This is a genomic window from Rhodococcus sp. ENV425 (genome assembly GCF_002887785.1).
GTDB classification, from domain to species: Bacteria; Actinomycetota; Actinomycetes; order Mycobacteriales; family Mycobacteriaceae; genus Rhodococcus; species Rhodococcus aetherivorans.
Window position 1 is genome coordinate 1,349 of record NZ_PCZU01000065.1, and the last position, 12,700, is coordinate 14,048.

Consider the following 12,700-nt stretch of genomic DNA (forward strand, 5'->3'; position numbering starts at 1 on the left):
GCTCGCTGGAAACGCTTCAGGGCCAGCAACGGCACGAGGTGACCGGCATGCAGACTCGGCCCGGTGGGATCGAATCCGGCATAGAGCGTGACCGGGCCCGCGGCGAGATCGCGGCGGAGTGTGTCGAGGTCGGTCGATTGGGCGATCAGTCCACGCCAGGTCAGTTCGTCGAGGATGTGCTCAGTCACCGCTCGATCATCCCATCCGACGGGGAGCGGCCGGCGCGCGCGGGCTGCGCCGGTACGCCGACACCCCCACGGCGCCGGGGATCCACAGCCGCCACGGTCGTTCGGCCGCGACACTGATGCCCACGCGTGGGCCCGACGCGACCCGGTCGACGTCACCCAGAGTGAGTTTCGCGGTTGCGCCATCGTCGAGCACATCGATCCCGTTGTCCGCCAGCGTCAATCCCAAGGCGGCCGCGAGGTTGCCGGGTCCGCGGGCAAGGTTCGGTGCGGGAGTCCCGGCCGTTCGCCGGGAACGGACGATCTCCTCCCCCGCGACTACTTCGGCACCTCGCAGCAGTACCGCCGCGGCCACTCCGTCGGGCCCCACGGAGATGTTCGCGCAGTGGTGCAGCCCATAGCTGCGGTAGATGTAGAGATGGCCGGCAGGGCCGAACATCACCGCATTCCGCGGCGTACGTCCCCGGTAGGAGTGCGCCGCCGGATCGGGCCAGGGACCGTCCTCGGGCCCGCCGTAGGCCTCGACCTCCGTGATCCGCAGGACCACCTCGCCCGCGCACAGCGTGGCGCCGAGGATCGTGTGCGCCGCAGTCAGCGGGTCGACCCCGGTGAGCCGCTCGAACGCCACGCTCAGTCCGCCACCCGGTCCTCGGTCCAGCCGGCCACGCCGCGCGCGACGAAGTCCTCGTGTTCGGCCTCGGTCACCGCTCGGGCCTCGTCGACGAGGAGGACGGGGATGCCGTTCTCGATCGGATACGCGCGGCGCAACCGCGGGTTGTAGAGAACCGAATCGTCCACGAGGAGCAGCGGCCCCTTGTCCTGCGGGCAGGCCAGGATGCTCAGCAGCGTGGGATCGACAGCCACGGTGGTCCTCTCGACGGTGGTGCGGGACTCGGACGGCCCCAGGCTACCGTGCGCCCGGTGCCGGACCTGTGCCGACGCCGGTGAATCTCGCCGCGACCGCTTTGGTGAACCGCTTGTAGGTTCCGGTCGCCGGGTCGGCGAACCACGACCGCACGGTCGGCTTCGGCAGGCCCCGCGCCGGCAGGTCACCGGACATCGGCCGATACGTGGGCCCGAGTGCGATGTGCGGCACGACATGGACCAGGTCGGGCCGTTCCGGAGCGGGAACCGCGTCGAGTGCCGCCGTGATCTCGGCGGCGCTCGGCGCGCGGTTCTCGCGCAGGGTGCACGCGGCCACGGCGACTTCGGTGTCTCCGGTGCGCACGCCGTATACGACGCAGAGATCGACCCGCGGGATACCGCCGAGGGCATCCACCACCGGCTGGCCGTACACCGGTCCGTGCGGGGTGCGGATGACACTGTGCTTGCTGTCGAGCAGCCAGTAGTCACCGTCCTGGTCTCGTCGGAAGAGGTTCTCGGTGGGCACCCACACGTCGCCGAGTTCGAACACTCCCCGCATGACGCCGGGCAGCGCTTCCGTCGACGCGCTGGGCCGGCCGAGCAGGAGGCCGACCTCGCCGGCGGCGCTCTCGCGGACGAAGCCCCGCGCGTCCTCCACCAGACGACCGGTGGTCGGGTCCCACGCCGCCAGGCGTGCCTCGGCGCTGCCGGGCAGCGGCCGTCCCTTGCATCCGATCTTGGCACCCGAGACGTTGGCCAGGACGATCTCGCCGTCGGTGGAGGCATAGAACTCGAGCACCTGGGCGGGAGCGAAGCGTTCGAGGGTCCGCCGCCACAGGCCGGGCGTCATGCCCGAGCCGATGAAGAGGCGGACGGGGTGGATCTCGTCGATGTGCAGTGCCGGGCTGTCGAGGACGTCCCGCATCATCGCCCAGGTGTAGGTGACGACGGTGACGCCGTAGCGGTGCACTTCCTCGCTGAAGCGGGCGGGGTCCAGGCCGTGGGACAGGGCTATGCGGCAGCCGCCGGCGAGCGCGCCACCGAAGCTGACCAGGAGACCGGACGAATGATGAAGCGGGGCAAGGCAATACACCGTGTCACCACGCCCCAGTGCGGCGGCGGTGGCGGTGCCGAAGGCCGAGAGCGCCCATCGGTGGTTGGAGATCTGACGCATCTCCAGGGTGTCGCCGCTCCCGGTGAACAGGAGGAAGGCGAGTTCGCGCGCGACGCCGGGGTCGGGCGCATACCAGCCGGGGAGTTCGACCGTGGTGATGTCGAGGTGTTCGAGATCGACGACGTCGGCGCCGGCCGGGATGTCCAGTTCGCGGATGCTGCCACCACCGAGGACCAGGGCCGGGATGCCGGTGGCGATCGCCTGCTGGAGGTTCTCGGGATCGGTGATGATCTTCTGGACGGCGCCCAACCGGATGGCCTCGTCGAGGTCGGGGCCGGGCGGGAGCAGGACCGACACCGCGCCGATGCGGGAGACGGCCGTGACCGCGGCCATCGCACTGGGACGGGTGTCCATGAGGACACCGATGTGGGCGGCGGGGCGGACACCGGAGTGCACCAGCCCGCGCACCACGTTGTCGATCCGCCGATTGACGTCGGCGAAGGTGTAGACGCGGTCCTCGTAGATGAAGCACTCGCGGTGCGGCCCCTTGCGGCACTGCTCCGTCAGGACGCCGGCGAGCGAGATGCGGGTTCGTGGCTGAATCTGTCCGAGCCGGGCCAGGCGCGGAAGGGCCCGGGCCGCCTCCCCCGACAGCTCCCGGGCCCCGCGCACCGTTTCGGAGGCCAGGTCGGCGATGCCCTTGCCGACCTCCACACCGACCTCGGCGATGGTGGCGACGGTGTGGGTGAGGCGGGCCGCGACGGACACCCCGGTCTCTCCTTCTGCGTGGAGCTCGGGGATCGCCATCCGGCCGACGCCGACCGGCCGGTCGCCGTGCCCTTCCCGCCACTGCACCCATTCGCCGACGGCGGGCCAGGTCTGCCGCGCCGCGGTGCCGCCCACGACGAGCCCGAAATGGCCTGCGCGCAAGGAGTATTCGAACACCTGAGCCCGGGGGGCGGCCTTGCGTATGCCGCGCACCGCGAGGGGCTGCCCGATGTCGTCCACCTCGCCGACGAACGCGAGGATGGGGCAAGTGATCTCGGCCAGGCTCACGGCCCGGTCGTTGATGACGAAGCCGCCGCTGACCATGCGGTTGTGCACGATGAACTGGCGAAGCAACTCGGCCACTGCAGGACCGGACCAGGCCACCCACCCCTCCGTGTCGAGGAAGCGGCGCTGAGGTTCGCGCGGCAGGAGGGCTTCCCGGTCGTGCAGCTGCATGAGGAACTCGATGCGCGAACGCACGGTCTTGACGGGGTCGAGGAACTGGAAGCCTGTCTTGGCCATCCACCCGGTGATGGCGAGCCGGTTGAAGACGTGGTCGGCGAGGAAGTCGGCGGCCCGGACGGCGACGCCCTCGGGAATCCCGAACGGCAGGGCGGCCAGGGTGTCCACGGGGCTGCCGAAGGTGATCAGGCTGGCGACGTGCCGACTGCGGCGGTAGGCCGCGGCCTGATAGCAGAACATGCCGCCCTGCGAGTACCCGGCCAGGTGGATGTCCCGGCCGGTGTATTCGTGCACGTGATCGATGATCTCGTCGAGGGCGATGATGTGGTCGGTGAGGGTGCGGTCCCACCCGCCTTCTTCCCGGTCCGGGGAGCCGAAGTCGACCACCCAGGGGTCGAGACCCATCGAGTGCAGGATGCCGACGGCTCCGGTATCGCGGGTGACGTCGTAGACGTCCGCCGACATCATCATCGGGGGGACCAGCACCACCGGAGCAGCATTCTCGGCGGCGTCGGATTCCGGGTAGTAGTGCCGCAGCCTGTACATGCCGGTCCGCTCGACGATCTGGAACGGCGACGGTGTCGCCCCCGTTTCCAGACCGCCGTGACGGACCACCTCGAGGCCGTTCTGCGCGGTCGCCACCACGCGCCGCAGGGGCCCCATCACCGATCCACCGCCCAGTGCCACGAACCTCTTCCCATCCGCCGAGTTCTGCGTGTGTCCACCCTGTCAGGAATGACAGCCTGCCACATTACGTCGAGGCGATGGCCCTGTTCACCGAGCGGGCCGGTCAGCTGCGCACCCAGTCCCGCAGCGCGCGAGCGGCGGCACGAACTCCGTCGAGCTGTTCACCTACCCGGGCGCCCGCGGTGCCGCCGCGGGCGTTGCGGGAAGCGATGGAGCCCTCCACGGTGAGCACCTCGCGGACCTGCGGCGTCAGCGCGGGGTCGACCGCCGCCAGCTCGTCGTCGGTGAGTTCCTCGAGGCCGACGCCGCGCGCCTCCGCCGCGCGCACGCACGCCCCGGCCGCCTCGTGTGCGACGCGGAACGGGACACCCTGGCGCACCATCCACTCGGCGATGTCGGTGGCGAGGGTGAATCCGGCGGGTGCCAACTGGGCCATACGATCGGTGTGGAAGGTCAGGGTGGACACGAGACCGGTGATCGCCGGCAGCAGCAGCTCGAGCTGCAGGACCGAGTCGAACACCGGCTCCTTGTCCTCCTGCAGGTCCCGGTTGTACGCCAGCGGTTGGGCCTTGAGGGTGGCGAGCAGGCCGGTGAGGTTGCCGATGAGGCGACCTGCCTTGCCCCGGGTCAGTTCCGAGACGTCCGGGTTCTTCTTCTGCGGCATGATCGACGATCCGGTGGACCACTCGTCGGCGAGGGTGATGTAGCCGAACTCCGGGGTGCTCCAGAGGATGACCTCCTCCGCCATGCGGGAGAGGTCGACCGCGATCATGGCGAACACGAACGCGGCCTCGGCAGCGAAGTCGCGCGCGGAGGTGGCGTCGATCGAGTTCTCGGCGGCGGAGTCGAAGTTCAGTTCTGCCGCGATCGCGTCGGGGTCGAGGCCGAGGGAGGAGCCGGCGAGCGCTCCCGAGCCGTACGGGGACACCGCCGCACGCGCGTCGAAGTCCCGCAGCCGCTGCACGTCGCGCAGCAGCGGGTGGGCGTGCGCGAGCAGGTGGTGCGCGAGCAGTACCGGCTGTGCTGCCTGCAGGTGGGTCTTGCCCGGCATCACCGCGGCGGGATGCGCGGCGGCCTGGTCGGCGAGGGCGTCGACGACGGCGAGGACACCGCCGGCGATACGTCGCGCCGCGTCGCGCAGCCACATCCGGAACAGGGTGGCGACCTGATCGTTGCGGGAGCGGCCGGCTCGCAGCCGGCCGCCGACGTCGGGACCGACCCGCTCGATGAGCCCACGTTCGAGGGCGCCGTGGACGTCCTCGTCGGACTCGGCCGGGGCGAACGCGCCGGAGGCGACGTCGGCGCCGAGCCGGTCGAGGCCGTCGAGCATGGTGGCGAGGTCGGCCTCGCTGAGCAGGCCGGCCTTGTGCAGCACGCGCGCGTGCGCCTTGGAGGCCCGGACGTCGTAGGGGGCGAGCGCCCAGTCGAAGTGGGTGGACTTGCTCAGTGCCGCCATGGCGGCGGCCGGTCCGGATGCGAACCGGCCGCCCCACAGGGCGCCCTCGTTGGTGCCGTGACTCTGGATGCCTTCGGCATCGTGACTCTGGATGCCTTCGGCATCGTGACTCCGGATGCCATCGGCGTCGTGGGCGGTCATGACTACAGGCCCAGGTCCCGCTTGGCGGCGACCTTGGAGGACAGGCCGTGGATCTGGACGAAGCCCTTGGCGTTGGACTGGTCGAAGCTGTCGCCCTCGTCGTAGGTAGCGAGGTTGAAGTCGTACAGCGATTCGGCGCTGCGGCGGCCGTTGACGGCGATGTGGCCGCCGTGCAGGACGAGCCGGATGTCGCCGGAGACGTGCTCCTGGGTGTTCTGGACGAACGCGTCGAGCGCGTACTTCAGCGGCGAGTACCAGAGACCGTCGTAGACCAGCTCGCTCCAGCGCTCCTCCACGCGGCGCTTGTACCGGCCGAGTTCGCGTTCGAGGGTGACGTGCTCGAGCTCCTGGTGGGCGTGGATGAGGGTGAGAGCGCCGGGGGCCTCGTAGATCTCGCGGCTCTTGATGCCGACGAGGCGGTCCTCGACCATGTCGAGGCGGCCGACGCCTTGGGCGCCGGCGCGGCGGTTCAGTTCCTGGATGGCCTCGAGCACGGTGACCGGCCGGCCGTCGATCGCGGTGGGCACGCCCTTCTCGAAGGTGATGATCAGCTCGTCGGGGGCCTGCCAGTTGAGGCTGGGGTCCTCGGTGTAGTCGTAGACGTCCTTGGTGGGGGCGTTCCACAGGTCCTCGAGGAAGCCGGTCTCGACGGCACGGCCCCACACGTTCTGGTCGATCGAGAACGGGGACTTCTTGGTGACGTTGATCGGCAGGTTGTGCTCGCCGGCGAAGGCGATGGCCTTCTCGCGGGTCCAGGCGTAGTCGCGGACGGGGGCGATGACCTCGAGGTCGGGGGCGAGGGCGCCGAAGCCGACCTCGAAGCGGACCTGGTCGTTGCCCTTGCCGGTGCAACCGTGCGAGACGACCGTGCCGCCGTGATCGCGGGCAGCCTTGACGATGTGCTTGACGATCAGGGGGCGGCTGATCGCGGAGACCAGCGGGTAGCGGTCCATGTAGAGGGCGTTGGCCTGGACGGTCGGCAGGCAGTACTCCTCCGCGAACTCGTCCTTGGCGTCGACGACGACGGATTCGACCGCGCCGCAGTCGAGGGCGCGCTGGCGCACGACCTCCATGTCCTCGCCGCCTTGGCCGAGATCGATGGCGACGGCGACGACCTCCTTGCCGGTCTCCTTGCCGATCCAGCTGATGGCGACGGAGGTGTCCAGCCCGCCCGAGTAGGCGAGTACGACGCGATCGGCCATTGTGTTTGTGCTCCTTCTTGATTGAACTTGCGTCTATCGGTGCTCGGTGCGCGATCGGATCAGGCCAGGGATTCGATCTTCGCGGCGAGGTCGGCTCCGGTGAGGGGCTCGCGCGCGATCACCGCGATGGTGTCGTCGCCGGCGATGGTGCCGACCACTTCGGGTAATGATGCCCGATCGAGTGCGCTGGCCAGATAGTGCGCTGCTCCGGGTGGGGTGCGGAGCACGGCGATGTTGCCGCTCGAGTCGGTGGAGACCAGCAGTTCGCCGAGCAGGCGGGAGAGCCGGTCGGTGCCTCCGGACACGCCGCGGACGGGGCTCCCGTCCTCAGGGACGACGTACACGCCGGGCCCGCCGTCGGCCCCGCGGAGCTTGACCGCTCCGAGCTCCTCGAGGTCGCGGGAGAGGGTGGCGTTCGACACCTCGATGCCTTCGGCGGCCAGCAGCGCGGCGAGTTCCGGCTGGCTGCGGATCGCGTGGGTGGCGACGAGCGCGGTGATCCGGGCCTGCCGGGCCGCGCGGGTCGGGGCCGCGGCGGCGCCGGCCGGTCCGGCGCCGCTCGACGGTTCGGCCACGCTGCTCACGGTTACCGTTCGCGCTGCTCGAGCAGCCACACGAGCAGCGCCTTCTGTGCGTGGAGGCGGTTCTCGGCCTCGTCCCACACCACCGACTGCGGTCCGTCCAGGACCTCGTCGGTGACCTCGTCGCCGCGGTGGGCGGGCAGGCAGTGCAGCACGACGGCGTTCGGGTCGGCGAGCGCGAGCAGCTCGGCGTTGACCTGGTACGGGCGGAAGGGACCGACGCGGTCGAGTCCGTCGTTCTCCTGGCCCATGGAGGTCCAGGTGTCGGTGACGAGGGCGTCGGCGCCGGCGACGGCGGCGCGCGGGTCCTCGGTGAGGGTGATCCGCGCGCCGGTTTCGGCGGCGCGGGCGCGGGCCGCGTCCACGACGGCGGGGTTCGGGACGAAACCGGCGGGGGCGGCGATCGTGACGTCGATGCCGGCGGTGACACCGCCGAGCAGCAGCGAGTGCGCCATGTTGTTGGCACCGTCGCCGAGGTAGGTCAGCTTCAGCCCGTGCAGCTCACCCTTGTGCTCGCGGAGGGTGAGCAGGTCCGCGAGGACCTGGCAGGGGTGGTACTCGTCGGAGAGGGCGTTGACGAGGGGCACGGTGGCGCCTTCGGCCATCGCCTGGAGCCGGTCCTGGCCGAAGGTGCGCCAGACGACGGCGTCGACGTAGCGGGACAGGACGCGGCCGGTGTCCTGCAGGGTTTCCTCGCGTCCGAGCTGGGTGGTGCGGCCGTCGACGACGACGGCGTGGCCGCCGAGCTGGGCGATACCCATCTCGAAGGAGAAGCGGGTGCGGGTCGAGTTCTTCTCGAAGATGACTCCGACGCCGCGCGGGCCCTCGAGGGGACGGGCCGAGAACGGGGCCTTCTTCAGGGCCGCGGCGAGGTCGAGGACCTCGCTCTGCTGCGCGGGCGTGAGGTCGTCGTCCTTGAGGAAGTGCTTCACCATGGGTCTAGTTTCCTTCCTGCTGGGCGGCGTCGAGCACGCAGGGCAGCGTCGCGACGAACCCGTCGGCCTGTTCCTGGGTGAGGATCAGCGGCGGCGCGAGGCGGATGACGTCGGGGGCGGCGGCGTTGACGAGATAGCCGGCGTCCCGGGCGGCCGCTTCGACGGCGGGTGCCTTGGTGTCGGTGAGGACGATGCCGAGCAGCAGGCCGGCGCCTCGGACGTGGTCGACGAGGGGGTGCCCGAGCGCTTCGATGCCGGTGGCGATGGATTTGCCGACGGCGTCGACGTGGGCGAGCAGGTGCTGTTCGTCGATGGTGCGCAGGACGGCGAGCGCGGCGGCGGCGCACACCGGGTTGCCGCCGAAGGTGGTGCCGTGCTTGCCGGGCTGGAAGAAGTCGGCGGCCGGTCCGGTGGCGACGACGGCGCCGATGGGCAGGCCACCGCCGAGCCCCTTGGCGAGGGTCATCACGTCGGGCACGATGCCGACGGCCTGGTGGGCGAAGAACGTGCCGGTGCGGGCGATGCCGGTCTGCACCTCGTCGAGGACGAGCAGCGCCCCGCGTTCGGCGGTGATGCGGCGGGCGTGGGCCAGGGAGCCCTCGGGGGGGACGACGACGCCGGACTCCCCCATGATCGGTTCGAGGAACACGGCGGCGGTGTTCTCGTCGACGGCGGCGTCGAGGGCGTCCGCGTCGCCGTAGGGGACGAATTCGACGCCGGGGGGCATGGGTTCGAACGGGGCGCGCTTGTCGGGCTGGCCCGTGAGTGCCAGGGCGCCCATGGTGCGGCCGTGGAAGGCCTTCTCGGCGGCGATGATCTTGGGGCGTCCGGTGAGCCGGGCGAGCTTGAACGCAGCCTCGTTGGCTTCGGTGCCGGAGTTGCAGAAGAACGCCCGGCCGGGGTGCCCGAAGTGCGCGAGGAGACGCTCGGCGAGTTCGACGACGGGTCCGCTGGCGTAGAGGTTGGACACGTGGCCGAGCGTGTCGAGTTGCGCGGTGACGGCCTCGCGGATGGCGGGATGGCGGTGACCGAGGGCGTTGACGGCGATGCCGCCGAGCAGGTCGAGGTACTGCTTGCCGTCGGCGTCGGTGACGACGGCACCGTCGCCGGCGACGAGGGCGACCTTGGGGACGCCGTAGTTGTTCATCAGCGACCCGGCCCAGCGCTGCTGGAGTTCGGAGGTGCCGGTCATGAGGTGCCTTCCTGGGTGGGTGCGGTCGTCCGGGGGTGGGTGGGAGTGACCATCGTGCCGATGCCTTCCTCGGTGAGGAGTTCGAGCAGCACCGAGTGCGGCTGGCGTCCGTCGATGACGTGGGCGGTGGGCACGCCGCCGCGGACGGCCCGCAGGCAGGCCTCCATCTTCGGGACCATGCCGGCGTCGAGGGACGGCAGCAGATCGGCCAGGGCGTCGGCGTCGATGCTGGTGGCGAGGGAACTGCGGTCGGGCCAATCGGTGTAGAGGCCCTCGACGTCGGTGAGGACCACGAGCTTCTCCGCGCCGAGGGCCTCGGCGAGGGCGGCGGCGGCGGTGTCGGCGTTGATGTTGTGGACCACGCCCTCGGCATCGGGGGCAATGGTGGAGACGACGGGGATGCGGCCGGCCGCGATGAGGTCGTGGACGGCGGCGGGGTCCACGGTAGTGACGTCGCCGACGAGACCGATGTCGGTGTCCTCGCCGTCGACGACGACCGTGCGGCGGGTGGCTGTGAAGAGGTGGGCGTCCTCGCCGGAGATGCCGACGGCGTACGGGCCGTGGGCGTTGATCAGGCCGACGAGTTCGCGGCCGACCTGGCCGAACAGCACCATGCGGACGACGTCCATCACCTCGGGGGTGGTGACGCGGAAACCACCGCGGAACTCACCTGCCATGCCCAGTCGCTTCAGCATGGCGTTGATCTGCGGTCCGCCGCCGTGGACGACGACGGGATGGACGCCGACGGTGCGCAGGAACGCCATGTCGGCGGCGAAGGCGCGCTTGAGGTCGTCGTCGATCATGGCGTTGCCGCCGTACTTGACCACGACGATCTTGCCGCGGAACTTCTGCAGCCACGGCAGGGCCTCGGCGAGGACGTACGCCTTCTGGTGGGCGGTGAGCTGCGCGATGGGATCGGTGGCCATATCGGTTCCGGTCATGACGAGTAGGCCGAGTTCTCTTCGACGTAGCCGTGGGAGAGGTCGGTGGTGCGGATGGTCACCTCGGCGTCGCCGACGCCGAGGTCGATGTCGAGGGCGATGTCGGGGCCGGAGAGGTCGACCTCGCGGGCGCCGGGGGCGCCGACACCGTCGATGCACACCGGGGAGCCGTTGAACGTGACGGAGATGCGGTTCGGGTCGAGGTCGATCGGGGCGATGCCGATCGCGGCGAGGACGCGACCCCAGTTGGGGTCGGAACCGAACAGGGCGGTCTTGACGAGGTTGTCGCGCGCGACGGTGCGCGCGCCGACGAGGGCGTCCTGTTCGCTTGCGGCGCCGCGGACGGTGACGGTGACCCGCTTGGTGACGCCCTCGGCGTCGGCCATCATCTGCCCGGCGAGGTCGTCGCACACCGCGAGGACGGCGGCGTCGAGCTGTTCCTGGGTGGGGGCGATGCCGCTGGCACCGGACGCGAGCAGCAGCACGGTGTCGTTGGTGGAGGTGGACCCGTCGACGTCGAGGCGGTCGAATGTCAGCCGGGTGGCGGCGCGCAGGGCGCGGTCGAGCTGCTCGGCGGTGGCGACGGCGTCGGTGGTGACGACGCACAGCATGGTGGCCAGAGCGGGGGCGAGCATGCCGGCGCCCTTGGCCATGCCGCCGACGTTCCACTTGTCGGCGTGGTGCAGGGCCGCCTGCTTGGGCACCGTGTCGGTGGTCATGATGGCGTAGGCGGCGTCGGTGCCGCCGGAGATGCCGCCGGCGAGTTCGTGGACGATCTCCTCCACCCCGGCGAGGACCTTGCCCATGGGCAGCCGGTCGCCGATGAGCCCGGTAGAGCACACGGCGATCTCGCCCGCACCGGTCTCGGTGCCCCAGTTGCTGAGGGTTTCGGCGACCTTCTCCGCGGTGGCGTGGGTGTCCTGGAACCCGCCGGGGCCGGTGCAGGCGTTGGCGCCGCCGCTGTTCAGGATCACCGCGCGCAGGGCGCCGGAGGTGAGGACCTGCTGCGACCACAGCACGGGTGCTGCCTTGATCTTGTTGGTGGTGAACACGCCGGCGGCGGTCAGCTCCGGACCCTCGTTGAAGACCAGCGCGAGGTCCGGGTTGCCGGAGGCCTTGATGCCGGCGGGGATGCCCGCGGCGCGGAACCCGGCGGGCGACGTGACGCCCTGGGTGCGGATCAGGCGTCCGCCGGCGATGTCGACGGCGTCGGCGTAGACGTGCTCGTCGGTGGAGTGTCTGTCGATGCTCACGGGGCGACTCCCACGGTGGACAGGCCGGCGGTCTCGGGCAGGCCGAGTGCCAGGTTCATGGACTGCACCGCCGCGCCGGCGGTGCCTTTGGTCAGGTTGTCGAGCGCGGCGATGGCGACGAGGACGCCGGCGTCGGGGTCGACGGTGACGGCGAGCTGCACGGCGTTGGAGCCGAGCACCGCACCGGTGGTGGGCAGCACCCCTTCGGGCAGCACCTGGACGAACGGCTCGTCGGCGTAGGCCTTCTCGTACACGACCCGGGCCTCGGCGGCGGTGGCCGTGGTGGGGGCTGTGCAGGTCGCGAGGATGCCGCGGGGCATCGGCGCCAGCACGGGGGTGAAGGAGACGGTCACGGCGGCGTCGGTCAGGGCGGCGAGGTTCTGCTTGATCTCCGGCGTGTGCCGGTGCGCTCCGCCGACGCCGTAGGCCCGCACCGAGCCCATCACCTCGGAGCCGAGGAGGTCGACCCTGGGGGACTTGCCGGCGCCGGAGGTGCCGGACACGGCGACGACCTGGACCCTCGGCTCGACGATGCCGGCCGCGACGGCGGGGGCCAGGGCGAGGGTGGCCGACGTGGGATAGCACCCGGGGACCGCGATGCGGGTGGCGCCGATCAGGTGCTCACGCTTGCCGGGCAGCTCGGGCATGCCGTAGGGCCAGGTTCCTGCGTGGTCGCCGCCGTACCAGCGTTCCCAGTCGGCCGACTCGGACAGACGGAAGTCGGCGCCGCAGTCGATGACGACGGTGGTGTCGGGCAGTTGCTCGGCGATGACGGCGGAGTGGCCGTGGGGCAGGCCGAGGAACACGACGTCGTGGCCGGCCAGGGTGTCGAGATCGGTGGCGCCGAGGATGCGGTCGGCCAGCGGAAGCAGGTGGGGATGGAACTCGCGGAGCGTCGCGCCGGCGTTGCCGCCGGCGG

General features: G+C 71.0%; 11 protein-coding genes and 1 pseudogene. All 12 read right to left on the bottom strand.

The features are described from left to right. Positions 1-188 (bottom strand): annotated as a pseudogene (locus tag CQZ88_RS30455) (tyrosine--tRNA ligase); the annotation flags it as partial. Positions 189-195: 7 nt separating this feature from the next. Beyond that, positions 196-813, bottom strand: coding sequence for a DNA-3-methyladenine glycosylase (locus CQZ88_RS04950; RefSeq protein WP_006936476.1), 618 nt, complete (start codon positions 811-813; stop codon positions 196-198). A gap of 2 nt (positions 814-815) precedes the next feature. Then, the gene (locus tag CQZ88_RS04955; RefSeq protein WP_006936479.1) at positions 816-1,049 is read right to left on the bottom strand and encodes a Trm112 family protein; all 234 of its coding nucleotides are present in this window, start codon (positions 1,047-1,049) and stop codon (positions 816-818) included. Between the two features lie 43 nt (positions 1,050-1,092). Continuing rightward, positions 1,093-4,056, bottom strand: a complete 2,964-nt coding sequence (locus CQZ88_RS04960) for an AMP-binding protein (protein WP_006936480.1) — start codon at positions 4,054-4,056, stop codon at positions 1,093-1,095. A 127-nt stretch (positions 4,057-4,183) separates the two neighbouring features. Further along, positions 4,184-5,605: an argininosuccinate lyase gene (gene argH, locus CQZ88_RS04965; RefSeq protein ID WP_029543893.1), complete on the bottom strand. Its 1,422-nt coding sequence runs from the start codon at positions 5,603-5,605 to the stop codon at positions 4,184-4,186. Positions 5,606-5,679: 74 nt separating this feature from the next. Beyond that, positions 5,680-6,879, bottom strand: a complete 1,200-nt coding sequence (locus tag CQZ88_RS04970; protein WP_006936483.1) for an argininosuccinate synthase — start codon at positions 6,877-6,879, stop codon at positions 5,680-5,682. A gap of 59 nt (positions 6,880-6,938) precedes the next feature. Next, positions 6,939-7,454, bottom strand: coding sequence for an arginine repressor (locus tag CQZ88_RS04975; protein WP_006936485.1), 516 nt, complete (start codon positions 7,452-7,454; stop codon positions 6,939-6,941). Positions 7,455-7,465: 11 nt separating this feature from the next. Continuing rightward, complete coding sequence (gene argF, locus CQZ88_RS04980) at positions 7,466-8,395, bottom strand: ornithine carbamoyltransferase (protein WP_006936487.1); 930 nt, start codon at positions 8,393-8,395, stop codon at positions 7,466-7,468. A gap of 4 nt (positions 8,396-8,399) precedes the next feature. Next, a complete protein-coding gene (locus CQZ88_RS04985) occupies positions 8,400-9,587 on the bottom strand; it encodes an acetylornithine transaminase (protein ID WP_102799330.1) in 1,188 nt (395 codons plus the stop codon). Further along, positions 9,584-10,528: an acetylglutamate kinase gene (gene argB, locus CQZ88_RS04990; protein ID WP_029543897.1), complete on the bottom strand. Its 945-nt coding sequence runs from the start codon at positions 10,526-10,528 to the stop codon at positions 9,584-9,586. Before argB ends, CQZ88_RS04985 begins: the two co-directional genes overlap by 4 nt. Then, entirely contained in the window at positions 10,525-11,781 is a 1,257-nt protein-coding gene (gene argJ / locus CQZ88_RS04995) for a bifunctional glutamate N-acetyltransferase/amino-acid acetyltransferase ArgJ (protein ID WP_006936493.1), read from the bottom strand. The genes argB and argJ overlap by 4 nt, the downstream gene beginning before the upstream one ends. Beyond that, positions 11,778-12,700: N-acetyl-gamma-glutamyl-phosphate reductase (argC, locus tag CQZ88_RS05000; RefSeq protein ID WP_258008446.1), on the bottom strand; the 923-nt coding region annotated here is incomplete at its 5' end. The genes argC and argJ, both read right to left, overlap by 4 nt.